19 protein-coding genes and 1 pseudogene are annotated in these 24,960 nt (G+C 63.4%); 9 read left to right on the top strand and 11 right to left on the bottom strand.

Going from position 1 to position 24,960, the window contains the following annotated elements; all coding sequences use genetic code 11:
* Window positions 1-56: 56 nt before the first annotated feature.
* A complete protein-coding gene (locus ACP2YP_RS12290; protein WP_426424407.1) occupies window positions 57-1,820 on the bottom strand; it encodes an ABC transporter ATP-binding protein in 1,764 nt (587 codons plus the stop codon).
* Window positions 1,821-2,097: 277 nt separating this feature from the next.
* On the opposite strand from ACP2YP_RS12290, the gene ACP2YP_RS12285 reads away from it, so the two are divergent.
* Window positions 2,098-3,168 carry a glycosyltransferase family 4 protein gene (locus ACP2YP_RS12285; RefSeq protein WP_426424406.1) on the top strand — a complete coding sequence of 357 codons (1,071 nt, stop codon included), beginning with the start codon at window positions 2,098-2,100 and terminating at the stop codon, window positions 3,166-3,168.
* Between the two features lie 177 nt (window positions 3,169-3,345).
* Here the strand turns inward: ACP2YP_RS12285 and ACP2YP_RS12280 are convergent, their stop codons facing one another.
* The 5 genes and pseudogenes from ACP2YP_RS12280 to ACP2YP_RS12260 form a co-directional block, all read right to left on the bottom strand.
* A complete protein-coding gene (locus ACP2YP_RS12280; RefSeq protein WP_426424404.1) occupies window positions 3,346-5,274 on the bottom strand; it encodes an alkyl/aryl-sulfatase in 1,929 nt (642 codons plus the stop codon).
* Window positions 5,275-5,368: 94 nt separating this feature from the next.
* Window positions 5,369-6,652, bottom strand: coding sequence for a TRAP transporter large permease (locus tag ACP2YP_RS12275; RefSeq protein ID WP_426426124.1), 1,284 nt, complete (start codon window positions 6,650-6,652; stop codon window positions 5,369-5,371).
* Window positions 6,653-6,943: 291 nt separating this feature from the next.
* Window positions 6,944-7,162 (bottom strand): annotated as a pseudogene (locus tag ACP2YP_RS12270) (TRAP transporter small permease); the annotation flags it as partial.
* 335 nt (window positions 7,163-7,497) lie between these two features.
* Window positions 7,498-8,511: a DctP family TRAP transporter solute-binding subunit gene (locus tag ACP2YP_RS12265; RefSeq protein ID WP_426424402.1), complete on the bottom strand. Its 1,014-nt coding sequence runs from the start codon at window positions 8,509-8,511 to the stop codon at window positions 7,498-7,500.
* A 216-nt stretch (window positions 8,512-8,727) separates the two neighbouring features.
* Window positions 8,728-9,498 (bottom strand): methyltransferase domain-containing protein, encoded by a 771-nt coding sequence (locus tag ACP2YP_RS12260; protein WP_426424401.1) that lies wholly within the window; start codon window positions 9,496-9,498, stop codon window positions 8,728-8,730.
* A gap of 142 nt (window positions 9,499-9,640) precedes the next feature.
* Here ACP2YP_RS12260 and ACP2YP_RS12255 point away from each other — a divergent pair, with 142 nt between their 5' ends.
* The 4 genes from ACP2YP_RS12255 to ACP2YP_RS12240 all read left to right on the top strand — a co-directional run bounded on the left by ACP2YP_RS12255 (window position 9,641) and on the right by ACP2YP_RS12240 (window position 13,025).
* On the top strand, window positions 9,641-10,384 hold the full coding sequence (locus ACP2YP_RS12255; protein ID WP_426426123.1) for an SDR family NAD(P)-dependent oxidoreductase: 744 nt from the start codon (window positions 9,641-9,643) through the stop codon (window positions 10,382-10,384).
* 19 nt (window positions 10,385-10,403) lie between these two features.
* Window positions 10,404-10,820: an NAD(+)--rifampin ADP-ribosyltransferase gene (arr, locus tag ACP2YP_RS12250; protein WP_426424400.1), complete on the top strand. Its 417-nt coding sequence runs from the start codon at window positions 10,404-10,406 to the stop codon at window positions 10,818-10,820.
* Between the two features lie 367 nt (window positions 10,821-11,187).
* Window positions 11,188-12,189 (top strand): ornithine cyclodeaminase family protein, encoded by a 1,002-nt coding sequence (locus ACP2YP_RS12245; protein ID WP_426424398.1) that lies wholly within the window; start codon window positions 11,188-11,190, stop codon window positions 12,187-12,189.
* A complete protein-coding gene (locus ACP2YP_RS12240) occupies window positions 12,186-13,025 on the top strand; it encodes a phosphate/phosphite/phosphonate ABC transporter substrate-binding protein (RefSeq protein WP_426424397.1) in 840 nt (279 codons plus the stop codon). The genes ACP2YP_RS12245 and ACP2YP_RS12240 overlap by 4 nt, the downstream gene beginning before the upstream one ends.
* A gap of 13 nt (window positions 13,026-13,038) precedes the next feature.
* On the opposite strand, the gene ACP2YP_RS12235 is transcribed toward ACP2YP_RS12240, so the two are convergent.
* The 4 genes from ACP2YP_RS12235 to ACP2YP_RS12220 all read right to left on the bottom strand — a co-directional run bounded on the left by ACP2YP_RS12235 (window position 13,039) and on the right by ACP2YP_RS12220 (window position 17,276).
* Window positions 13,039-14,079, bottom strand: coding sequence for an ABC transporter substrate-binding protein (locus ACP2YP_RS12235; RefSeq protein ID WP_426424396.1), 1,041 nt, complete (start codon window positions 14,077-14,079; stop codon window positions 13,039-13,041).
* 17 nt (window positions 14,080-14,096) lie between these two features.
* Window positions 14,097-14,948, bottom strand: coding sequence for an ABC transporter permease (locus ACP2YP_RS12230; protein ID WP_426424395.1), 852 nt, complete (start codon window positions 14,946-14,948; stop codon window positions 14,097-14,099).
* The gene (locus ACP2YP_RS12225) at window positions 14,945-15,736 is read right to left on the bottom strand and encodes an ABC transporter ATP-binding protein (RefSeq protein ID WP_426426122.1); all 792 of its coding nucleotides are present in this window, start codon (window positions 15,734-15,736) and stop codon (window positions 14,945-14,947) included. Before ACP2YP_RS12225 ends, ACP2YP_RS12230 begins: the two co-directional genes overlap by 4 nt.
* A 478-nt stretch (window positions 15,737-16,214) precedes the next feature.
* The gene (locus ACP2YP_RS12220) at window positions 16,215-17,276 is read right to left on the bottom strand and encodes an isocitrate/isopropylmalate dehydrogenase family protein (RefSeq protein WP_426424393.1); all 1,062 of its coding nucleotides are present in this window, start codon (window positions 17,274-17,276) and stop codon (window positions 16,215-16,217) included.
* Between the two features lie 170 nt (window positions 17,277-17,446).
* Between ACP2YP_RS12220 and ACP2YP_RS12215 the strand changes: the two genes are divergently transcribed.
* Window positions 17,447-18,835: an MFS transporter gene (locus ACP2YP_RS12215; RefSeq protein WP_426424392.1), complete on the top strand. Its 1,389-nt coding sequence runs from the start codon at window positions 17,447-17,449 to the stop codon at window positions 18,833-18,835.
* A gap of 5 nt (window positions 18,836-18,840) precedes the next feature.
* Here the strand turns inward: ACP2YP_RS12215 and ACP2YP_RS12210 are convergent, their stop codons facing one another.
* Entirely contained in the window at window positions 18,841-20,463 is a 1,623-nt protein-coding gene (locus ACP2YP_RS12210) for a B12-binding domain-containing radical SAM protein (RefSeq protein ID WP_426424390.1), read from the bottom strand.
* 334 nt (window positions 20,464-20,797) lie between these two features.
* On the opposite strand from ACP2YP_RS12210, the gene ACP2YP_RS12205 reads away from it, so the two are divergent.
* From ACP2YP_RS12205 to ACP2YP_RS12195, 3 genes are read left to right on the top strand one after another with little or no spacing between them, the layout of a single operon-like run.
* Complete coding sequence (locus ACP2YP_RS12205) at window positions 20,798-21,247, top strand: (2Fe-2S)-binding protein (RefSeq protein WP_426424389.1); 450 nt, start codon at window positions 20,798-20,800, stop codon at window positions 21,245-21,247.
* 11 nt (window positions 21,248-21,258) lie between these two features.
* A complete protein-coding gene (locus ACP2YP_RS12200) occupies window positions 21,259-23,445 on the top strand; it encodes a molybdopterin cofactor-binding domain-containing protein (protein WP_426424388.1) in 2,187 nt (728 codons plus the stop codon).
* 46 nt (window positions 23,446-23,491) lie between these two features.
* Window positions 23,492-24,775, top strand: coding sequence for an FCSD flavin-binding domain-containing protein (locus tag ACP2YP_RS12195; RefSeq protein WP_426424386.1), 1,284 nt, complete (start codon window positions 23,492-23,494; stop codon window positions 24,773-24,775).
* The last annotated feature ends 185 nt before the right edge of the window (window positions 24,776-24,960 follow it).

Genomic DNA, 24,960 nt, shown 5'->3' with positions numbered 1-24,960 from the left:
CTGCTCCCCTGCGGCTTGTGTTTCGAACGCGACCAACGCAAACGCAACTGCTGGGTTTACGCAGCGAACTTCGCGAGCCGGCTCATTTCCTGCGTCACCAGCTCACGGTAGGGACCGTGGCCCTGCATCAGGCGGTCGGGCGCGCCGTCCTCGATGATCTTGCCATGCTTGAGCACGATCACCCGGTCGAAATTGCGCAGCGTCGCCAGGCGATGCGCGATCGCGATCACGGTGCGGCCACGCATCAGCCGCGACAGCGCCTCGCGGATCGCCTCCTCGGACTCGCTGTCGAGCGCCGCGGTCGCCTCGTCCAGCAGCAGGATCGGCGCGTCCTTGACGAAGGCGCGCGCGATCGCGATGCGCTGGCGCTGGCCGCCGGACATCTTCACACCGCGGTCGCCGACCATGGTGTCGAGACCTTCCGGCAGGCTGTCGATGAAATCGCAGCGCGCCGCGATCGCCGCGCGCAGCACCTCGTCATCGGTCGCATTGGGCCGGCCGTAGCGAATATTCTCACGAATGGAGCGGTGGAATAGCGAAATGTCCTGCGGCACCACGGAGATCGCCTCGCGCAGGCTCTGCTGCGTGACCATTGAGATGTCCTGACCGTCGACGGTCACACTGCCCTCGTCGACATCATAGAAGCGCTGCAGCAGCGTGAACAGGGTCGACTTGCCGCCGCCGGACTGGCCGACCAGGCCGACGCGCTGACCGGGCTGGAGCCGCAGGCTGAACCGCTCGAAGATCTTCTCCGCCCCCGGATAGCCGAAGGTGACGTTGTTGAAAGCGATCGCGGCGCCGCTTTTGACCAGCGGCTCAGCCTCGGGGTGATCGCGCAGCTCGTGCGGCACCAACAGCGTCGCGATCGCCTCGGTCAGGCGCGCCACGTGCTGGGTGACATCGACCAGCGCCACCGCGAGGTCGCGCGTCGCACTCAGGATCGAGATGCCGAGAGTACAGACCAGCACGACGTCGCCGGTGGTCGCCTCGCCCTGCTGCCAGAGCGTGACGGCCCAGGCCATCAGCGCGACGGTCAAAAGCACGGTCACACCGGCATGCAACAGCCGCAGCTTCTCCAGATAACGCAGGCTGCGGCTGCGCGCGGTGAGCTCCCGGTTGACGGTAGCGTCGAACCGCTCATGCTCATGGCCGATACCGCAGAAGGCGCGGACCAGCGGCATGTTGCTGATGACGTCAATCATCTCGCCGTCGACTACGGCGGCCTTGTCGGCGAAATCGTCGTGCAGCGGCTTGCCGGCCGCAGCCAGATGAAACATCACGATCACCATGCCGCCGGCGATCACGGTCAGGCCGAGTGCCATATAAGGGCTCACGGTTCCGATCAGCGCGATTGCCGCAACTGTGGCAATGCACGGCGGCAACACATTCCAGACGAACATGTTCTCGACCGTGAACACCGCATTGGATGTGGCCGTAATGCGGCTGGTCAGCATGCCCGGCATCCGGTCCGAGAAGTAACTCGGCGCATGTCCGGTCAGATGACGAAATATGTCACGACGTAAATCGCCCGTGACACGAACAAAGGTGAAGCTCGCCGTCCAGCTCGCGATCCGCCACAAGAAGTTATCGGCGGCGATCAGCGACATGAGCAGAATGAATGCCAGCCATACGCTGCCGCCATGCGAGGTTCCCGCCGACAGGCTGTCGACAAGGGATTTGACGCCATATTGCGTGCCTACCGAGCAGGCAACGGCTGCAATAACAGCGCCTAGGATCACCAGATGCGACGCCAGTCGACGCCGCAAATAGCGCAGGACAAAGGCAAATGGCCTGCGCGCGTAGCCAGAAAGTTGATCCATGAGACACTCGACCCCGTCGTAATGATTCCAATTGTTCTTGCTGGCCGATTGAACATCGACCGCTTCGCCTCGGTTCCGGGCACCCCCATCACGACATGCGGATGCGGACGATCTGAGAAGAGCTGATGGCAGCATCGCGACCGCGCTGCAGTGTGTCCAAGAAGTAACGTTCGTTGAGAGGAACTTCGCAACTGCGGGAACGTTCCCTTGGCTGGCATTGCCGGTGCCGTACGCGCTGGGGGTTTTCAACGTTCATGATCGCAGAGGAGAAGGTGAGATGCGCATCGCGCAGGTAGCTCCGTTGACGGAGGCTGTTCCACCCAAGCTGTATGGCGGCACCGAGCGGGTGGTGCATTGGTTGACGGAAGAGTTGGTTGCCCTGGGTCACGACGTCACGCTGTTCGCCAGCGGTGACTCGCAAACGTCGGCGAAACTGGATGCATTATGGCCGCGGGCGCTTCGCCTCGACGGTTCCGTGCGTGATCCCAACGCGCTGCACATGGTGCTGCTCGAGCGCGTGCGGCAGAAATGTGACGACGAGGAGTTCGACTTCCTCCACTTCCACCTCGACTATTATCCGTGGTCGCTGTTCTACCGGCAGCCGACCCCGTTCCTGACCACGCTGCACGGCCGGCTCGATTTGCCGGAGCATCAGCCGGTGTTCAACACCTTCTCCAAGATGCCTGTCATCTCGATCTCGAGCGCACAGCGGCGGCCGGTGCCGCAGGCGAACTGGGTGACGACGATCCATCACGGCCTGCCCGAGAACTTGCTGACGCCGAAGCCGGCGAAGCAGGAATATCTCGCCGTGCTCGGTCGCATCGCGCCGGAGAAAGGCGTCGATCGCGCCATCAAGATCGCGATGCATTGCGGCATCCCGCTGAAGATCGCGGCCAAGGTCGATCGCGCCGACCAGGATTATTTCGACGAGTTGATCAAGCCGATGATCGTGAACAATCCGCTGGTGGATTTCATCGGCGAGATCAGCGATCACGAGAAGTCCGATTTCCTCAGCGGTGCGCTCGGCCTGCTGTTGCCGATCGACTGGCCGGAACCGTTCGGCCTGGTGATGATCGAAGCCATGGCCTGCGGCACGCCGGTCGTCGCCTTCAACCGCGGCTCGGTGGCGGAGATCATCGACGAGGGCCTCACCGGCTTCGTGGTCGAGGACATCCTCAGCGCCGCCGGCGTCGTCAACCGCCTCGCGCAGCTCGACCGCACCGCCATCCGCAAGCAATTCGAGAAGCGCTTTACCGCGCGGCGAATGGCGCTGGACTATCTCGCCGCCTATCGCGGCCTGACCGAGGCCACTGCGCCGCGGATCAAGCTGGTGAGCAGCGCGGAGTAAGGGGCGCGCTCACGACAGGCGTCATGGCCGGGCTTGTCCCGGCCATCTACGTTTTTGTGCGTCGCTCTATCCACACGTCATTGCGAGCGCAGCGAAGCAATCCAGACTGCCGTTCCGGAAAGACTCTGGATTGCTTCGCTTCGCTCGCAATGACGGAGAACGAGGCAACGCGGGTGGCTACCTCACCACCGCTCGCTTCGGCTCCACGATCTCGAACATCCGCGGGAATTCGTCCATCAGGCCCATCAGCTCGGCAAGCCGCATCGGGTTGCCCAACAGCTTGACCTTGCCGGCGGCGACGGCCTCCGGAAAGCTCGTCAGCTTCGCGATCACTTCATCCAGCGTGGCGCGCGCCAGCGTGAAGCTGGCGTCGGCATTCTCGGCCTGCACGCCTTCGGTATAGGTGAGCGCGCAGTTTTCCAGATTGAGCACGAACGTCTCGCCGGTATCGGAAAAACGCCAGTTCAGCACGATGTGCTTTCCTTCCGCCTTCGGGCCGTTGAGGCGGATGCCGAGCACGTCCCAAAGCTGCCCGGTGCGCAGCGCCGCAAGCGTCTCGCGCGGCATCGGCGGACGCGGCGGGGTCTTCGGCATGCCCTGGCGCAATTCCTGGGCACCGAACAGATAGGCGTTGCGCCAGGTCGAGCTCTCGGCGGCATAGCCGAGCTGCTCCAGCGTATCCGCCAGCAGTGCGCGCGCCGCCGCATTATCAGGCTCGGCGAAGACGAGATGGCCGAGCGCCTGCGCCACGAAGCGGAACTCGCCCTCGTCAAAATCGGCACGCGCCCGCGTCAGGATCGCGTCGGCGCCGCCCATGTACTCGACATATTTCTTCCCCGATTCCACCGGCGGCAGCGGATCGAGATTGACCGGGTTGGCGTCGTACCAGCCGAGATACTTTTGGTAGATCGCCTTCACGTTATGGCGGATATGGCCGTAGTAACCGCGGCCGTGCCAGGCACCCTCCAGGCTCTTCGGCAATTGGATCGTCTCGGCGATCTCTGCGGCGGTGAGGCCATGGTTCATCAGGCGGATGGTCTGGTCATGCGCGAATTTGTAGAGGTCACGCTGCTCGCGCATCATGGTGTCGATGCGCTCGCGCCCCCACACCGGCCAGTGATGCTGGCCGCACATCGCCTCGGCCTTGCCGCCCCACAGATGCAGCGCTTCGTTGAGATACTTCGACCAGGCCAGCGCATCGCGCACATCGGCGCCGCGGAACGGCAGCAGATTGTGGAAATTATGCGTGCAGTTCTCGGCGAGGTTCAACAGCTTGTAGCGCGGCAGGAAGAAGTGCATCTCTGCCGGCGCTTCGCTGTTCGGCGCCATCTGGAATTCGAACTCGACACCGTCGATGACGCGCTTGTCTCCGGTCGCGATGATCAGGTCGGTCGGCCGCAGCAGCGCCACCGCGCCCGCCGCCATGCTCTTGCCGAGGCCGCAATCGACCTGCCCTCGCGCCCCCTTGGCCAGGAACGGACCGAACTGATACTGCGCCCTCCGCAGCATCGCCGGTCCCGCGATGATGTTCTCGGAGACAGCATGCTCCATGAACAGGTTTGGCGCGATGATCGGCACGCTGGCACTGGCCAGTACATCCTCCTCCAGCACGCCGCGCGCGCCGCCCCAGTGATCGGTATGGGTGTGGGTGAAGATGACGGCCGCAACCGGCTTCACACCGCGGTGCTTGAAGTAGAGATCGAGCGCAGCACGCGCCCCCTCGATCGAGGTCAGGGTGTCGACGACGATGACACCGCTGTCGCCCTCGATCAGCGTCATGTTGGCAATGTCGAGCCCGCGCACCTGGTACACGCCGGGCACGACCTCGAACAGGCCGTGCTGCATGTTGAGCCGGGATTGCCGCCACAGGCTGGGATTGACCGTCGGAGGCGCCTGTTCAGTGGACAGAAAGCCATAGGGCTCGAGGCTCCAGACCGTCCGCCCCTGCGGGTTCGCAATCTTCGCGTGCTCGATCGTGCCGAGGAAGCCGCGCGCAGCGTCGTCGAAATCCCGCGTGTCGGAAAACGGCAGCGCATTCAGCATTGCCGTCTGCTGCGCGATAACGGACGGCGTTGCGTCCTTCGGCTCGTTGCTGAGTTCGGTCATTTTGAATCCTCCCGGCCTGACGCGCGGCATCTAACCGCATCTGGCGGGCGATTGCTATCGTCGGTGGAGGCGGCGCAGGTGCCTTTCCTTCTCTTCAGTGCATCCCCAGCACCCGCGGCAGCCACAGCGTCAAATCGGGCCAATAGGTCACGATGACGAGGAAGCCGAGCATGGTCAGCAGCCACGGCATCACCGCGCCCGCCAGATCGGTGATGCGCATGCGAGCTATCATCGATGCGACGTAGAGGTTCAAGCCGACAGGCGGATGGCAGAGGCCGACCTCCATGTTGACGTCCATGACGATGCCGAAATGGACGAGGTCAATGCCGAGCTTCTTGGCCGCCGGCGCCAGGATCGGCGCCATGATCAGGATGATCGAGTTCGGCTCCATGAAGTTGCCGGCGAGCAGCAGCAGCACGTTGACGACCAGCAGGAAGCCGACCCAGCCGAGGTTCTGCGCCGCGATCCAGTCCGCAAGCACCGTCGGCAGGTTCTCGTTGGCGAGCACGAACGAGAACAACACCGCGTTGGTGACGATATAGAGCAGCATCGCGCTGGTGTTGGCGGCGCGCAGCAGCACCCGCGGCACGTCCTTCAGGCCGATCGCCTTGTAGACGAACACCGCGATGATGAAGGAGTAGACCGCGGCCATCGCGGCCGCCTCGGTTGCGGTGAACAAGCCGCTATAGATGCCGCCGATGATGATGACGACCAGCATCAATCCCCAGATGCTCTCGCGGAAGGCGTGGACGGTCTCTCCCCATGTCGCCTTCGGCATCCGCGGATAATCGCGATTGCGCGCGAGCCACCAGGTGACGATGCAGAGCATCGTCGTCAGCAGCATGCCGGGCAAGAGGCCCGCGACGAACAGCGCGCCGATCGACGTGTTGGTGGAGACCGCGTAGACGATCTTCGGGATCGACGGCAGCATCAGGATGCCGAGCGAGCCGGCAACGGTGATGATGCCGGCGCCGAAGCGCATGGGATAGCCGTGACGGACCATCTCCGGCAGCACGATGGCGCCAATCGCGGCGACGGTCGCCACGCTCGAGCCGCAGACCAGCGCGAACATCGCGCAGGCGACGATACCGGCCAAGCCCAGACCGCCGTGCCAGTGCCCGATCAGCGAGGTCGCGAAATTGATCATGCGGCGCGCGACGCCGCCATGGGTGAGGAAATTGCCGGCGAGGATGAAGAACGGGATCGCCATGATCTCGAAGCCTTCGATGCCCGTGAAGAGCTTCATCGAGACGGCTTCGATCGGCACCGTGGTCAACGTGAACAGGAACGTCATCACCGTGAGGCCGAGTGCGATCGAGACCGGGATGCCGGTCAGCATCAGCGAGATCAGGAGCGCGAACACCGTCGCAGCCCGCATCCATTGCGGCAGCGCGAATACGCCGAACTTCTCGGCAAGGCACATCGCGAAGATCAGGATCGGCGCCAGGATCAGGATCACGCCGAGCGGCGAGACTTTTCGGGCGGCGGCCTTCGTCGCGGCACCGGCAGGCTGCGGATGCAGCGCCGGCGAGATGTCAGCCTCCACGCCCTCGACATGGGTCTCGTCGTGATGCGGCAGCTCGCCGGTCCAGTAGTAGAACCAGGAGACCTGGAGGAAGCGGAAGCACATCAGCCCCGAGCCGAGCGGGATCGCCAGATAGACGAACCACATCGGCGCTTCCAGATCGTTGGACTGCTGCCCGGTCTTGAACATCTCGGAAACAAACGAGGCGCCGAAGGCGGCGATCATGCCGGTAAACAGCGCGCCGCACAGCAGCGAGAACAGGATGACGTGCTTGCGCGAATGCTCGGGCAGCCGATTGACGAGCAGATCGACGCCGACATGGATGCCGGTGCGCACGCCATAGGCCGCGCCGAACTTCGCCATCCAGATGAACATGTAGATGCAGAGTTCCTGCGCCCAGGACAGATCGAGCTCGGACAGGAAGGTGAACACCGCCATCGACAATGATGCGAGCCAGGTCAACCCGTGCGCGGCGGCCCAGCGCGACAGATTGATCGATTCGCCCGCACCGTAACGGTGCACGACGGCGATGAAGATCAGTCCGGTTGCAGCCGCAATGAGCGTCGCGATCAACCATTCTTCGAGATGATTGAGCCCCTGGTTCAGCACGCGAAGCAAATCAAAGTCCCCCTATCGATACGAAACGGTCGGGAGTGCGCACACTCCCGACCGTTGATATTACTCTCCCGGAAAACGCGTCAGTTCATCTTGACGTCGAGTTCCTTGGCGATGAGATCGAGCACTTCCTGCCCGACCCGGCCCTTGGCCCATGTATAAGTCGGCCGCATCGCTTCCTGCCACGCCTTGCGGTCGGCATCGGTCAGATAATGCAGCGTGGTCTTGCCCGTCTTCTTGATCTCGGCCAGCGCGTCCTCATTCTCCTGGCGCGCGATCGAATTGGTGTAATCGGTCGCGTCCGCCATGGCCTTCTCGAGCTGGGTGCGGATATCGGGCGGCAGGCCGGACCAGAATTTCGAGTTGACGATGACGGCATATTGCAGATGCGCGTGATAGGACACGGTGATGTCCTTCTGCACCTCGTAGAATTTCTGCGTCAGATAGTTGGACGCCGTGTTCTCGCAGCCGTCGACCACGCCGGTCTGCAGCGCCTGGTAGACTTCGGAGAATGCCATGATCTGCGGGATCGAGCCCATGAGACGGAAATACTGGTCGGCGATCTTCGAGCCGGAGATGCGGAATTTCAGACCCTTGAAATCCTCAGGCTTCATCAGCGGACGGCTCGACGACACCATGTGGAAGCCGTTGTCCCAATAGGCGAGCCCCGTGATGCCCTTGGACTCAAGCTTCTGGAACAGCCATTTGCCGACCGTGCCTTTCATCGCGCTGGAATAGGTTTCCTCGTCCTTGAACAGCCAGGGCAGATCGAGCGCCTCGAATTCCTTGATGCCGAGCGGCGCGAATTTCGCGGTCGAGGGCGCGAGCATCTGCACCGAGCCGAGCTGGAGCGCCTCGATCTCCTCCTTGTCCTTGTAGAGCGAGGAGTTCGGATAGACTTCGATCTTGACCTTGCCGTCGGTGTACTTCTCGGCAAGCTCCTTGAACTTCAGCGCGCCCTTGCCCTTCGGGGTATCGTTGGCGACGACGTGGCTGAACTTGATGATGATCGGGCTCTGCGCCTGGGCCAAGTCCGAAGACAGGACAGGCGCCAGAGTGAACGCGGCCGCTGTGATCGCAAAGAGCAGTTTGCGCATAAAAGACCTCCCCAACAACCTCGGAAACCGGGTTCTTTTTTGTTTTGCGGTTTCAGTAGTGGCAGCAATCCGTAGCCCGAACAACTAGACCTAAGCCCAACTTGCCGCAGCGAGGCTATGCCGCAGGGGAGGCTATCTTGATGGCGGTCGCATGTGCAACCCGGCGCCCGCTCCGGTCCCGGGGAGCGAGCGCTTATGTCGCATCTCCGAAGGGCATTAACCCTTGCGTTGGGCGACCATGAACAGCCGCCGGAATGGGAATAGCGTCTGGCCCGCGGCGTTCTTCGGATAGGCGTTTGCGACCCGCATCCCATAGGCCGCTTCGAACGCAGCCTTCTCGTCGCCCTCGAGCACGTCGAGGTAGCGCGTGAGCCAGGTCCCCTTGGTCCATTCCTTCACGGGATTGTCGCCTTCGAGAACCTGGAGATATTCGGTCTCCCAGATGTCGATATTCTCTGACAAGGGGGCGAGCACATCGTGATAGAAGGCCGGCCCCTCGACCGGCGGCGGCGTGACGAGGTGCTCGACCTTGGACCGCCAGGGCCCGTTCAGGGCGGTCTCGCCGATCAGCATATGCGACGGCGCCAGAAAGTTGCGCGGCATCTGCACGGCAAGCATGCCGCCGGGCGCGACCTTCTCCATCACCGACGGGAAGAGTGCCGCATGATTGGGCAGCCAGTGCAGTGCGGCATTGGAATACACGACGTCATATTGCTTGGCGGGGTGCCAATGGCCGAGGTCTTCGTGTGACCATTCCACGTCAGGCGCGGCTTTGCGCCCGGCGGCAACCATCTCGGCCGAGCCCTCGACGCCTGTCACCGCGGCAGACGGCCAGCGCTCCTTGATGAGCTTGGTGACATTGCCGGCGCCGGCGCCAAGGTCCGCGACCGCGCGCGGGCCAACATCGGGAATCCGCATCAACAGGTCGACCGCGGGCCGGAGCCGGTGACCGGAGAACTTTAGATATTGCTGCGGATCCCAGACCATAATCTGCGCCTTTTCTTTTTCGTATTTCCTTCGCTGCCGCCCTTGGTTACCACTGCTCGTCCCGGTCGGGCAAATCGCCGCACCCGGGACAGGGCTGGAAACAACATCAAGCGCAGAAAAGCGAACAAGAGAGCGTGTGACCATGGACCTCGGGCTGAAATCGAAAACCGCTGTCGTCACCGGAGCGAGCATTGGCATCGGCCGTGCCATTGCCAAGGGCCTCGCTGCCGAAGGCGTGCGCGTCGTCGGCGTGGCGCGGCGTACCGACCTGCTTGCCGAGCTGGTGAAGGAGGTCGGCGGTGGGCTGATCACGCCGTTCGAGCAGGACGTGATGGCCAAGGATGCAGCCGAGAAGATCGCAGCCTTCGCGCTGAAGGAGCTCGGCCATGTCGACATCCTCATCAACAATGCGGGCGGCAGCCGCCCCTTGCCGGTCGATGCGCCCGACAGCCAATGGGACGAGGCGATCGCGCTGAATTTCACCAGCTACCGCCGCATCGCGCATGCGCTGCTGCCACAGATGATCGAGCGCAAATGGGGCCGCATCGTCAACATCACCGGCAAGTCCGAGCCGGAAGGCCTCAACGCCGCCTTCGCGGCGAAAGCCGCCGTGCATGCCTGGGCCAAGGGCCTGTCGCGAGAGATCGGCGAGCACGGCATCACCATCAACTGCATCCCGCCCGGCCGCATCATGAGCGAGCAGATCCGCCGCAACTATGCGCCGGATTATCGCGAGCGTTTTGCCGAGGAAGAGATTCCGGTCGGCTACTGGGGCGAGCCGGAAGATCTCGCGGCGCTCGCGGTGTTCCTGGCGTCGCCGGTGGCGCGGTACATCACGGGGACGGTGATCCCGGTTGATGGCGGATTGAGGCGGTATCAGTTCTAGGGCGCGCCAGGATCGTCTGATGTCATCTGCTGCAACGATGTTCGCGCAATCGTTCTTTCACGGCACGCGCGCCGATTTGAAGCCCGGCGACCTCATTGTCGTCGGCCATCGATCCAACTTCACCGACATCAAGCCGCTGTCCTGGATCTATTTCTCGGCCACGCTGGACGCGGCGATCTGGGGCGCCGAACTGGCCGCAGGCACCGCGCGAGGGCGAATTTACGTCGTGGAGCCGACCGGGCCGATCATGGACGATCCGAACGTGACGGATAAGAAATTTCCCGGCAATCCGACGCTGTCCTATCGCTCCCGCGATCCGTTGCGCGTGATTGCCGAAGTGACGCAATGGCAAGGCCACGCGCCTGAACGACTGCAGCAGATGAAAGACAATGTCGCCCGCTTGAAGGCGGAGGGTGGCCACAACATTATCGACTAGGTTTTCGAGCGAAGCGGATACCGGTCGCGAAGAAAGCAATGCAGATCACCTCTCGCAGCTTGCTGCTCCCAGCGCATCGCGCCGCCATGCACCCGGGCTAATGCCGGCTATCTCGGAAAAGACCCGACGACGGCGGACGCCGCCGCTCATTTCTTTTTGCCTTTGCCAAGCTCGCCCCGAGATCAGGAGGTTGTCATCGGGCGGGAACACAGATCACCCCGCCGCTAGTTGCGACGGCGGCTTCCGTTACGACCAGCGAAGCACGCCGGTCCGCCAGCCCGATCGGATATGGGAGGTGCATGTCAGGCGGATTGACAGCGTCGGTGAGCCCCTTAATGTCTATACATATTCTCGGAGAGCCTCCGCCATGCCGCCGATCTACATCGCCTATCTGAACCGCCTCGATATCGACGAACTCAAGATCACGGACGAGGAGATCCTGACGGCGATCGAGACGAGCCTGGCGGCGCAGGGTCGTGGCAACACGGTCATCGAGCCGCGCGTACATCTCGAGCCCGGCGTGGCCAACGGTCATTTCAACGTGTTGCGCGGGGCGATCAAGGCGCCGATCGACAGGGCCGGTATCAAAGTCGTCGGTGACTTCGTCGACAACTATAAACTCGGTCTCCATTCGGAATTGGGAATTCTGGCCCTGTTCGATCCCTCCAACGGAACGCCAAAAGCGATCATGGACGCCAGCGGGATCACGGACATGCGAACGGGCGCGGTCACCGCGATTGGCGCCAAATATCTTGCCCGAAAGAACTCGAAGATACTCGGCCATATCGGTGCGCGAGGCACGGCCTATTGGAATGTGCGGTTGCTCGACCATCTCTTCAACTTCGACGAGATCAGGGTTCATTCGCGGCGGGAGGAAAGCCGTAGTGGTTTTGCAGAACGGCTTTCCCGGGATCTCGGAAAGAAGGTCGTTGCAACCGAGGACTGGCAGTCATGCCTTGAAGGTGCGGATATTGTTGTCGAGGCGTCTCGTCTCGACAAGCCCACGCCGATGCTCAAGACAGATTGGATCAAGAAGGGCGCCTTCGTGGTCCCTTATGGCACGATGAGTGCAATCGAGCTCTCGCTGACCGACGTCATGACCAAGCTCGTTGTCGACGATTGGGCGCAATGCAAGGGCGGCAAGTTCGGCAGCCTCCGCGCCCACGTCGAGGCCGGCAAGCTGTCCGAGCGGACGCTGCATGCCGAGCTCGGTCAGATCGTTGCCGGATTGAAGCCCGGTCGCGAAAGCGATCAAGAGACCAACCTTCTTTGGCACCGGGGGCTTTCGCTCTCCGACATCGCGTTGGGGCACGCGATGCTGGAAAAGGCTGAGCGGCTTGGCATTGGCCAGCGCTTGCGGTTCGCGTGACCGGCAGCGAAGAACGTCCAGCATTGCGGTACGTCGCGAACGCACGAATGTATTCGGTATTGCCCGCGGCGACGGCCGCGTGGAAAGAGCTGTTTCACTGGCTGGCTTGCGAGAGCGGTGTCGCCCTGGACGCGATCGATCATGCATTCCCGTTGCCGCTGTCCGATCTGTGGGCGCGCAAAGACCTCGGCGCGGCCTTCATGTGCGGATTTCCGTTCATGCTTGCGCCCCATCGTCCTCGGCCGGTCGCGGCGCCGGTTCCAACGGGCGCCCTCTACGGAGGCAAGCCAGTCTATGCGACACGGCTTGTGGTCCGCGCGGACTCTCGCTTTCGTTCTCTCGAAGACACGTTCGGCGGCCGCCTTGGCTATACCGTTCCGGACTCGCATTCCGGATACAACGCATTACGCCACCACGTGTTGCCGTACTATCGGCGCCACGAGGCGAACCTTTATCGCGAAAGTATCGGGCCTCTGACAACGCCACGCCGGGTCATCGAGGCGCTTCTTGCAGGCGAAATTGACGTCGGCCCGCTCGACAGCTACGCGCTGGATCTGATGATGCGGCACGACGCATCACTGGCTTCTCAGATCCTCGTCGTCGCGACCACCGATCTCGCGCCGATACCATTCCTGGTCGCGGCCGCAGAATGCCCTGACGACGTGATCGCCAGATTGCAGGCAGCGCTTGCGAGATTTGCCACAGCGCCCGACTGCGCCCCGCTGCGCGACAGGCTCTGCCTCGACGCCTTCGCGCCCGTCGATCTTGCCGCCTATGATCTCATGCTGCGTTGGGACAGCGAGGCGCGCGCCGCCGGTTATGCGGAGCCTCGCTGACCGCCGGCCGGTTCTACTTCGCTTTCGCCGCGTCCACGAAACTGTTGGTCCACAGCTCGTCCTTGGTTGCCGCGGCGTCGAATTCCTTCCCGAAATTGTTGCCGACCTGCTTATTGAAGGTCAGCGCATTCGTCACACCCGCGACGTCCATCCCGCCCAAATCGGCTACGCCGTTGCTCATGCTCTTGACCGCGGAGGCGATCGCCTGCGGATCGGCCTTGGCGAAGAACTGCTTCTGGATAGCGTCGGCAGTCTCTGCGGGTTTCTCGAGCACAGCGGTGCTTGCCGTCTGCATTGCCTTGACCGTTTTCTGGATGAGTTCGGATGTTGCCGGGCTGATCGGCTTCTTCGCCACCAGGACGAGATAGGGCTGCTTTGCAAGCAGAGGGAATTCGTCTCCCATCGACACGAGAACGACTCCGGTTCCAGCTTTCTCCGCGAGAAATCCTTCAGGCGGTGAGAGCACGAAGGCGTCGATACGTTTGGCCTCCAGGGCAGCCTGGATGGCAATTGGGCTGCCGATCTGCGCGACCTTGATGTCGTTCCTCGGATCCAAACCGCCCTGCCCGGCGAGCCAGCGCGCCGCAATCTCCTGGGCACCGGCAAGTGCGGTCGCGCCGAAGGTCGCGCCCTTGAGAGCGGCCAGCTTCTTCGGCAGCGGATCTGTCGGCTTCACACCGGTACGTTCGAGGAAGTCCTTCGAGACGACAAGCTGGAGCGTCACCTTGGACATCAACGAATAGACGATCTCGAACGGCTGACCTTTGGCGACAGCGCGCAACATCGAGTCCGGGCCGACGGCGGCGAGGTCGATGTCGCCAGCGTCGAGTGCCGCTAGTGCGGACGCATCTCCGCCCGGCAATGCCGCGACCGTGGCGGTAAGGCCCAGCGGCTTGAAAGTATCCAGCGCACGCCCGGACCAGATCGGCAGGAAGCTGAGTGTCGGAGCTCCCAATCCGATGCGAACCGCTTGCTGGGCTTCGGCCAGGTTGGGCAGCAACGCCATGACCGCAGCTATCGTGGCGGCCTTCGCCCGGTTCATCGTGACCCGCATTGCTACATCCCCTTGGTTTAAGCGTCGATCGGGCCTGAACCCGACAATGTTCGCCAGCGCAGGAGGCGACGCTCGATCGCACCGGCGATGATGTTTGCTGTCGTGACGAAACCGAGCAGGATCACGATCCCGGCGAAAACGCCCGCAGGATCGTAAGTCGACGACGCCTCATGAATGAAAAGTCCGAGCCCCTGGATCGATGATGTGAACTCGCCAACGATCACGCCGATAACGCTGTAAGGAATCGCCAGTCGCATGCCCAGCATGACGAACGGCGCCGCGGCAGGCAGGAATACGTGATAGGTCAACTGGCGCTGGTTGGCGCCCATCACCAGCGTCAGATTCACGAGTTCGCGGTCGACACTGCGGACGCCGGCGAAAACGTTGTAGAAAACCAGGAAAAAGACCATGATCGAAGCGAGTGCAACCTTCGATCCGATCCCGATGCCGAACCAGATGATAAACAACGGTGCGAGCGCGATCTTCGGGATGCCGTAGAAAGCCATCACGTAGGGTTCGAATATCCGGGCAAGCCGCGGCGAGCGACCGAGAGCGTAACCACCGAAGACACCTCCCGCGACGCCGATGACATAACCGAGCACAAGCTCCTGCCCGGTGACCCACAAGTGAGGATAGATTTCTCCGGAGACAAACAACTCGTAGAGGCGTTCGACCACGGCCGTCGGCTTGCTGACGTAGATTTCCTTGATCAAGCGCCCCGACGCCCACTGCCAAAAGATCAGCAGCACGGCACCTGGCAGCAGCTTCACCAGCCATTGCCGCACTTTCGAGGCGATCACAGCCAATCCACCATTCGCACCTGTCGAAGACCGATAGGCAACGTCACTCATCGCCTTCTGCTCGTTCAATGCATTTGCCCCGTTTGAATCTGAGAGCGGAACTTGGCCCAGACGGCGTCGTAGGCGGCATCGAATCCGGGGTTCTTGAAAGGTTCGAACATATTGCGCGGTCGCGGAAGGTCGATCGCAATATTCGCCAGCAGCCGTGATGGCCGCTGGCTGAGCACGATGACATTGTCTGCGAGCAACACGGCTTCGGTAATGTCATGCGTGACGAATACGACGGTGGCGCCTGCATCCATCGACAAAATCTGCAAGTCGCTTTGCATCACCATGCGCGTCTGGGCGTCGAGAGCGCCGAATGGTTCGTCCATCAGGATAACATCGGGACGATAGACGAGTGTCCGCGCAATCGATCCGCGCTTTTGCATGCCGCCTGAGAGTTGGCTTGGAAAATGCTGCTCGAAACCGGTCAAACCAACCGATTGAAGGGCGTCAGCGACCCGTTTCTGCCGCTCAGGCGCGGAAACGCCGCGCAGAATCAGCGGCAATTCGACGTTCTCCGCGAGGGTCTTCCAGGGAAGCAGTTGAGCCTGTTGCGGCACGAAGCCGACCTGCGTGTTGATCGACGTCACCCTGCGGCCATGGTGATGGACCGAACCTCGCGTTGGAAGCAGAAGGCCGGCGGCCATCTGGAGCAGAGTGCTTTTTCCGCAACCACTCGGTCCGATCACCGCGATGAACCTGCCGCGATCAGCCTCGAAGCTGATCTCGTCCAGCACCCGGACGTGAGTGCGCTGCCCCGGCGACGGAAAGTCCTGTCCAATTCCATCGAACACAAGCACGCGATCGTCCATGCCGGCCAACCCTCGATCTGACATGTCTATACATATTGCAAGCCGCCCGAACGAGCAAGCCGATGCCCATGGCGAGATTTTGGGCTCTGCGGGCCGAAGAAAAGGCATCTCGTTGACGGCAAGCCTTGGCGACGTGTCGCCTAGCGTGGATCGCCTGCGTCGCCAGAGTTTGCATGTCTTGGCGCGACACGCATGGATAGAGGGATGTCCGTTAGCGGAAAGACGAATTGTCGGCATCGCTCACGTGGAGCTGCCCACCTATGGAGGCAGAGATCGCCGATCATCAGCACGCGGGGCAAATCTCTTCTGAGGTCGCCGCCATGATGACATCGTGCCGGTGTTTTGCCCGACGTGTCAACCTGACCTGTGCATTGCACGATCGCGGCGGCCCCCTTTAAAAACTCCTTGTCTCTCAAAGGGCCTTCTACTGTGCATGGGGTTGTTTTCGACGTTCTGTCCTCAGCCCCACAAAAAAATCTCACTCCGCCTGCAGGATCTCCGCGATCGCCGCCCCCGCCGCGATCGTTCCGAGCTTGCCGCCGACGTCGCGCGTCGCCTTGCCCGCGCCGATCGCTTTTGCCACCGCCGCTTCGATCGCACGCGCCGCTTCTTCGTAACGGACCGCGCCGCTTGTCTCGCCGTGCCAGCCGAGCAGCAGCGCGGTCGAGAGGATCAGCGAGACCGGGTTGGCGACGTCCTGGCCCGCGATGTCGGGCGCCGAGCCGTGCGCGGCTTGCGCCATGGCGTAGCGGTCGCCGACATTGAGCGAGCCGCCGAGGCCAAGGCTGCCGGAGAGCTCCGCGGTGAGATCGGACAGGATGTCGCCGAACATATTGGTGGCAACGATGACGTCGAACCGATCGGGGTTGCGCACCACATGCGCCATCATCGCGTCGACCAGGACGTCGTCGACGGCGAGGCCCGAGTACGCCTTCGCCGCCTCGCGGCAGATGTCGAGAAACATGCCGTCGCCGATCTTGAGCACATTGGCCTTGTGCACGATGGTGAGATGCTTGCGCCGCTTCACGGCCAGACGACAGGCGGCGTGCGCGATGCGCTCGCAGCACGCCCGCGTGATCCGGCGCAGCGAGATCGCGACATCTGATGTGACCAGCAGCTCGCCACTGCCCTGCTCCATGTTGCGGTCGGCGTAAAACCCTTCGGTGTTCTCGCGGACCACGACGAGATCGAAATCGCCGAGGCGACCGGGCCGCCCGGCATAGGTGCGCGCGGGCCTGATGTTGGCGTAGAGATCGAGGTTCTTGCGGAAGTGGCGCGACGGATTGATCTCGCCATGCGCCTCGTCCTTGAAGTCGAAGGTTGCGGTCGGGCCCAGGACCAGGCCGTCGGCGGCGCGGACAATGTCGAGCAGCTCGGGGCGCACCGTCGTGCCGAACTGCTTGAGGCTCGCATGGCCAACCGCATGCTCCTCCAGCCGCAGATTGAGCTGAAAGCGCTCGGACGCCGCGCGCAGCACGCCTGATGTCGCGGCCGTGATCTCCGGTCCGATGCCGTCCCCCGGCAGAACGACGATTTGCATGGTGATCCCCCGTGAGAGCGGCTGCCGGCGCGATCATACGGCCAGCGCCCGGGGTCATCGCCTGACCTTCGCGCATACAATGCATGCAAGCATGTGCCTGTGGAAGCGACCTTCGGCGTAGTACATGCCGGAAAGACTTTTGGACCCGCTGTCGGAGAACGCGCAAGGCAATGACAATCACGTTACCTGCCGCTGCGCGCGAGCCCGATCATTCCGTTGCCGATGGCCTGCCGGCCGAGCAGCGCCGCTGGGCGATCGCCGCGATCTTCACGGCGCTGGCGATGGCCTCGCTCGACACCGCGATCGCCAACATCGCGCTGCCCGCCATTGCCGCGGATCTGCATGTCAGCCCGGAGCAGTCGGTCTGGGTGGTCAACGTCTACCAGATCGCGCTGGTGGCGACGCTGCTGCCGCTCGGTGCACTCGGCGAGATCGTCGGGCACCAGCGCATCTATCTCGGCGGCCTCGTGCTGTTCACCATCGCCTCGCTGTTCTGCGCCGTCGCATGGTCGCTGGACAGTTTGCTGGTCGCGCGTACGCTGCAAGGCCTGGGCGCGAGCGGCATCATGAGCGTCAATACCGCGCTGGTGCGCTTCGTCTATCCCGGCCGGATGCAGGGCCGCGGCTTCGGCCACAACGCGCTGGTGGTCGCCACCGCCTTCACCTTCGGGCCCTCGATTGCGTCTGCGATCCTCGCGGTCGGTCCGTGGCCGTGGCTGTTCGCCGTCAACATCCCGTTCGGCCTCGTCGCGACCGGCATCGGCTTCGCGATGCTGCCGAAGACGCCGCGCGCCGATCACGGCTTTGATTTCCTCGGCGCGCTTCTCGCCGCGATCTGCCTCGGCCTGTTCATCACCGGCATCGGCAGCGCCGCGCATAATCTGTCGCCTGTTATCGTGGGCATCGAGCTGGTCACGGCGCTCGCGCTCGGCTTCATCCTAACACGCCGCCATGCCGACCATCCCGCGCCGATGCTGCCGATCGACCTGTTCAGCCGGCCGATGTTCGCGCTGTCGGCAGCGACCGCGGTCTGCTCCTTTGCCGTGCAGGGCCTCGCCTTCGTCTCGCTGCCGTTCTATTTCGAGGACGTGCTCGGCCGCTCGCAGGTCGAGACCGGCTTCTTCATGACGCCGTGGCCGCTGGTGGTCGGCATCATGGCGCCGATCGCCGGACGCCTCTCCGATCGCCATCCGGTCGGCCTGTTGGGCGGCATCGGCCTGATCCTGCTCGGCCTCGGCATGGCGCTGCTCGCGCTGCTTCCGGCGAGCCCAAGCATTCCCGATATCGTCTGGCGGATCATGATCTGCGGCATGGGCTTCGGCTTCTTCCAGGCGCCAAACATGAAGGCGATCATGTCAAGCGCGCCGCCGCACCGCGGCGGCAGCGCCTCGGGCATCGTCGCCACCGCGCGCCTGACGGGGCAAACCACCGGCGCGGCGCTTGCCGCGGCGTGCTTTGCGCTCGCCGGTCACAGCGGCGCGACCGTCGCGCTGGCGTTGGGTGCGGGCTTTGCCGCACTCGGCAGCGTGATGAGCTTTTTACGGCTGGCGGTGAAATAAGGCCCTCAGGCCAGGTGCCGGGCCGCCGTCACGTCGATCGTCGCCGCAGCCGGAATGACCGCCTCTTCATCCAGCGCAGCCAGGCGCGCGTCGATGGCGTCGATGACCTTGCGCGAGAACGGTCCGAGATGGGCATAGGCCGCGATCATCTGCACGGCGATCCGCGCCGACGAGGTGTCGCGCTTGGCGCAGTTCATGAAGGTCTGCCACAGCGGTCCGCGTGCCTCCGGGATTGCGGTGACCACGCGGTGCACGGTCTCCATCGCCCCGATCCGCGAGCGGATGTCGCCCTCGGCCAGTTCGTGACGTTGCCTCGATCGGTCGAGCAGCGTCATCAACTTGTCGACCCGGCCCGCATAGGCGGCCGGGCTGTAAACCCGCTCCAGCACAGTCTTGTAGTCCAACAGGATGTCGCGCAGCGGCCGCACCGGATCGAAATTGATGCCACCGGTGCACTGGTCGCCGCCCGTCGTCGATGCCAGATCGTGGTCCGCGTGCAACCGGCCTTCCTTCGCCAGGCGGCGCGTGAGCTGCGTGTTCGGCAACGCATAGAGCAGGCCGACCATGGCGACGGGAATCGCGGCCTCCTCGATGAAATCGATCATGGCCTCGGCCATCGAAACCTTCTCGGTGTCGAAGCCGACGATGAAGCCGGCCGTGACGAGCATGCCGGCGCCGTAGATCTTGTGGATGCTCTCGGCGATGTTGCGCCGCGTGTTCTGCTTCTTCCGCATCGCGACCAGCGTTGCGGGATCCGGACTTTCGATGCCGACGAAGATACCGAAGAAATTCGCCGCGCCCATCAGCTCCAGCAATTCAGGATCGTCGGCGAGATTGACCGAGGCCTCAGTCGACAGCTCGAAGGGATAGCCGTGCGCGCGCTGCCATTCGGCAAGCCGGGGCAGGAACTGGCGCAGCGACTTCTTGTTGCCGATGAAATTGTCGTCGACGAAGTCGAGATGGCCGCGATAGCCCATCTGGTAGAGCCGCTCGAGCTCGACGAACATCTGCTCGGTCGTCTTGGTCCGCGGCACGCGGCCGTAGAGCTCGATGATGTCGCAGAACTCGCAGGTGAACGGGCAACCGCGCGAATACTGCACGCCGAGATAAAGATAGTCCTCGAACTTGAGCAGGTCGAAGCGCGGCACCGGCGTCCTGGTGACGTCGGCCTGGAATTTCGGCGCAGTGAACACGCCGGTACGCGCGCCACTGTCCCAAGCGGCAATGAATTCGTCGATGACGCTCTCGGCCTCCCCGAGCACCTGAAAGTCTGCACTGGCATAGATGTGAGGGCTCGACGTCGGGTCGGGCCCGCCGACCACCACCGGCTTGCCTGCCGCACGGCACGTGTCGATCAGCCGCAGCGTATCGGCCTGCTGCGGTAGCATTCCGCCGGTGAAGACCACGTCGGCCCAGGTGAGATCGTCGTCACCGAAAGCTTGCGTGTTGCAGTCGATGAGCCGGACTGTCCAGCTTTCCGGCAACATCGCCGCAACGGTGATCAGGCCGAGGGGAGCGGCAGGACGCCGGACACCCATCAGCTTGCAGGACTCGCCAAAACTCCAGAAAGATTCTGCGGTGAACAGCGGATAGAGCATGAGCACGTTGCAGGGCTGCGGCACGTTCATGGAACTCCCAAGGAACTCTCGAGGAACTCTGGCTTTGACTCAGTGTAGCAAAGCTGCGTGATCTTGCACCCCGTCAAAAGGGACAAGCTGTCGCGCGCCCATTGAGCCTCACCGTCGCCTCAGGCCATACCATTGGCGTTCAGGGAGATGGTGCGATCGGAGCGCCGGCATGACCTTCTCAAAACGCGCACAACACCGTTTGGTCCATAATCTTCCCGCAGCCGCGAAAATCTTCGATAGCTGCCCCTCAGACTCTTGATTTGAACAGTACCAGTTTGCCGGACACATTGCGCCCCTGAGTCCATCGGTGGATGGGCCAATCAGGGGACTTGCGATGGCAAACCTAACAATCAACGGAAAAACCCTCACGCTCGACGTCGAGCCGGACACACCCCTGCTCTGGGCGATCCGCGAAAATGCCGGGTTGACCGGTACCAAATACGGCTGTGGCATTGCACAATGCGGTGCCTGCACCGTTCACATGGACGGTGTCGCCACCCGCTCCTGCGGGATCTCGGTCGCCGAGGCCGAGGGCAAGACAATCACCACGATCGAGGGGCTCGCCTCGGGCGGCACGCTGCACAAGGTGCAGCAGGCCTGGATCGCCAAGGATGTCCCGCAATGCGGCTATTGCCAGAGCGGCATGATCATGGCCGTGGCGGCACTTCTGAACGAGAAGCCGAAGCCGACCGACGCCGACATCGACGAGGCCATCACCAATATCTGCCGCTGCGGCACCTTCCAGCAGGTGCGCGAAGCGATCCACACGATCGCAAGCGCCTGAGGAGCCGGCCCATGAACAAGCATGTTTCTCCCAAGATGAACCGCCGCGCCTTTGTCATCGGCACCGCCGCTGTCGGCGCAGGCCTCGCCATCGGCCTCGACCTGCCCTTCGGCGGCCCTGCTGTGGTCCGCGCGGCCGACGGCTCGCCCGAGATCAATGCCTGGGTCGTGATCCGGCCCGACGACACCGTGGTGATCCGCATCGCCCGCTCCGAGATGGGCCAGGGCTCGCTCACCGGCCTTGCCCAGCTCGTCGCCGAGGAGCTCGAATGCGACTGGTCGAAGGTCACGACCGAATATCCGAGCCCCGGCCAGAGCGTCGCCCGCAAGCGCGTCTGGGGCGATTTCTCGACCGGCGGCAGCCGCGGCATCCGCTCCTCACAGGACTATGTCCGCAAGGGCGGCGCCACTGCGCGCGTGATGCTGATCCAGGCCGCCGCCGACGAATGGAAGGTGCCGGCTTCCGAATGCACAGCCGCGAGCAGCGTCATCACCCATACGCCGTCGGGCAGGACCACGACCTACGGCAAAGTCGCCGAGACTGCGGCGAAGCTGACGCCGCCGGCCGACGTCAAGTTGAAGGATTCGAAGGACTGGAAGCTGATCGGCAAGGGCTTGCTGCGGCTCGACACCGCCGACAAGACCACCGGCACGATGGTCTACGGCATCGACATCATGCTGCCGGGCATGCTGAACGCTGCGATCAAGGATTGCCCGGTGTTCGGCGGCAAGGTGAAGAGCTTTGACGAAGCCAAGGTCACCGGCATGAAGGGCGTCAAGAAGGTCGTCAAAGTCAGCGATTCCGCGGTCGCGGTTGTTGCCGACACCTGGTGGCACGCCAAGACCGCGCTGGAAGCGCTGCCGATCGTCTGGGACGAGGGCGACAACGCAAAAGTCTCGAGCGAGTCGATCGCGAAATGGCTGGCCGAAGGCCTCGACGACGGGCAGCCGGCCTTTGTCGGCAACAAGAACGGCGACGTCAAAGCGGCGATTGCCGGCGCGGCCAAGAAGGTCGAAGCTGTCTACAATTATCCTTACCAGAACCACGCCACGATGGAGCCGATGAACGCCACGGCGATCTACACGGCGGACAAGTGCGAGGTCTGGTGCGGCACGCAGAATGGCGAGGCAGCCTTCGCGGCGGTGCTCGAGGCCTCCGGCCTGCCCGCGGAGAAGTGCGACGTGCACAAGGTGATGCTAGGTGGCGGCTTCGGCCGGCGCGGCCAGACCGACTATGTCCGCCAGGCCGTCATGATCGCCAAGGAGATGCCGGGCACGCCGATCAAGCTGTTGTGGTCACGCGAAGAGGACATGGCGCACGGCCGGTATCACCCGATCACCCAGTGCAAGATGACCGGTGCGTTCGATGCCAACAACAATCTGGTCGCGCTGCACTACCGCCTGTCCGGGCAGTCCATCCTGTTCTCGCTCCGCCCCGAAGCACTGCAGAACGGCATGGATCCTGCGGCATTCCAGGGCGTCGCCCAATCCGGCGAGGCCGCGTTCGGCTATTCCGTGCCAAACCTGTTGATCGAGCATGCCATGCGCAACCCGCACGTTCCGCCCGGCTTCTGGCGCGGCGTGAACGTCAATCACAATGCGATCTATGTGGAATGCTTCATGGACGAGCTGGCCCATGCCGCAGGCGAGGACCCGCTCGAATTCCGCCGCAAGCTGATGGGCAATCACCCCAAGCATCTGGCGGTGCTCAATGCCGTGGCCGAGAAGATCGGCTGGACCACGCCGGCGCCGCAAGGCGTCTATCGCGGCATCGCGCAGGTGATGGGCTATGGCAGCTATGTCGCCGGCGCCGCCGAAATCTCGGTGACCGACGGCAGCAAGATCAAGGTGCATCGCATCGTCGCCTCCACCGATCCCGGCTACATCGTCAATCCGGCGCAGGTGGAGCGGCAGATCGCGGGCTCCTTCGTCTATGGCCTCTCGGCGCTGTTCTACGGCGGCTGCACCGTCAAGGACGGCCGCATCGAGCAAACCAACTTCGACACCTACAACTCGATGCGCATCAACGAGATGCCGAAGGTGGAGGCGGTGATGGTGCCGAGCGGCGGGTTCTGGGGCGGTGTCGGGGAGCCGACCATCGGTGTTGCGGCGCCTGCGGTTCTCAACGCCTATTTCGCTGCGACGGGCAAGCGCATCCGCTCGGTGCCGCTGCGCGACCAGAACATCACCTTCGCTTAAAGAAACGCCGCGGCGGCCATGACGGCCGCCGCGGCATTTTGCCTGGATGATCCTGATGACCACGCGACCGATGACACGGCGAACTGCCGTGCTCGGCATCACCGCCGCGACCGCGACTTTGGCGCGGCCATCGGTTTCGCGCGCGCAATCGACAAGCCGCGTCGTCGTGGTCGGTGGCGGCTTCGGCGGAGCGGCCTGCGCCCGCGCACTCAAGCGCGCGCAAGGGGACTTGCAAGTCATCCTGATCGAACCCAATGCGATCTTCACCTCCTGCCCCTTCAGCAACGAGGTGATCGCGGGCCTGCGCGACATCGAGGCGCAGCAGTTTGGTCATGACAAGCTCGCCAACGAAGGCGTCACCGTGATCAACCAGGCCGTGACCACCATTGAGCTGCAACAGCGCAGCGTCATGACCGCCGACGGCGTCGCGCTGCCCTTCGATCGTCTCGTGCTTTCGCCTGGCATCGACTTCCACTTCGAAGCCCTGCCCGGCTACGACGACGCGGCATCGGAAAAGATGCCGCACGCCTGGAAGGCCGGCGCTCAGACGCTGCTGTTGCGCAGGCAGCTGGAGGCGATGGACGATGGCGGCACGGTCGCCATCGCGATCCCCGCCAATCCCTCGCGCTGTCCGCCCGCGCCCTACGAGCGCGCCAGCCTGATCGCGCATTATTTGAAGACCAGGAAGCCACGCTCGAAAGTGCTGATCCTCGATGCCAAGGACAATTTCTCGCAGCAGCGGCTGTTCGAGAAGGCATGGAAGGAGCTCTACGGCGACATGATCGAGCGCATCGGCCTGTCGCAAGGCGGCCGCGTCACCTCCATCGATCCCGCGACCAAAACCATCGTCACCGAGTTCGGCAACTACACCCCTGATGTCGCCAACGTCATCCCGCCGCAGCGCGCCGGGCACATTGCCGAGATTGCTGGCGCCGCGGATGCGACTGGCTGGTGTCCGATCGACCCCGTCACCTTCGAGTCAAAGCTCGTCAAAAACGTCCACGTCATCGGCGACGCCTGCCTCGGCGGCGGCATTCCCAAATCGGCATCGGCCGCGAACGCGCAGGGCAAGGCCTGCGCTGCCGCCATCGTCAATTTGCTCGCCGGACGCGCGCCGGAGGCGCCGCGGCTGACCGGCGTCTGCTACAATACCGTCGCGCCTGGCTACGGCTTCTCGCTCGCCGGCAATTACCAGCCCAAGGGTGACATCTTTGCCGAGGTCGAGGGCGGCGCGACAAGCCCGGTCGATGCACCGCGCGAGCTGCGCGCCCGCGAGGCAGCCGAGGCCGAGCGCTGGTTTCAAACGATCACGGCGGACACCTTTGGCTAGGACATGATGAAACCCAGCCACCGCCTGGACCACGGTGCGCTCCCTCCCCCGCTCGCGGCGGAGGGTTGGGGAGAGGGTGTCTCCACTCGCGAGAACCCCCAAGAGGAAAGAGCCCTCACCCGGCGCTACGCGCCGGCCTCTCCCGCAAGCGGGAGAGGTCAGAGGAGTCCGCGGCTCGATCCGTC

Source organism: Bradyrhizobium genosp. A, from assembly GCF_049949275.1.
GTDB lineage: Bacteria > Pseudomonadota > Alphaproteobacteria > Rhizobiales > Xanthobacteraceae > Bradyrhizobium.
This window is presented reverse-complemented; position numbering and strand designations above follow the sequence as displayed.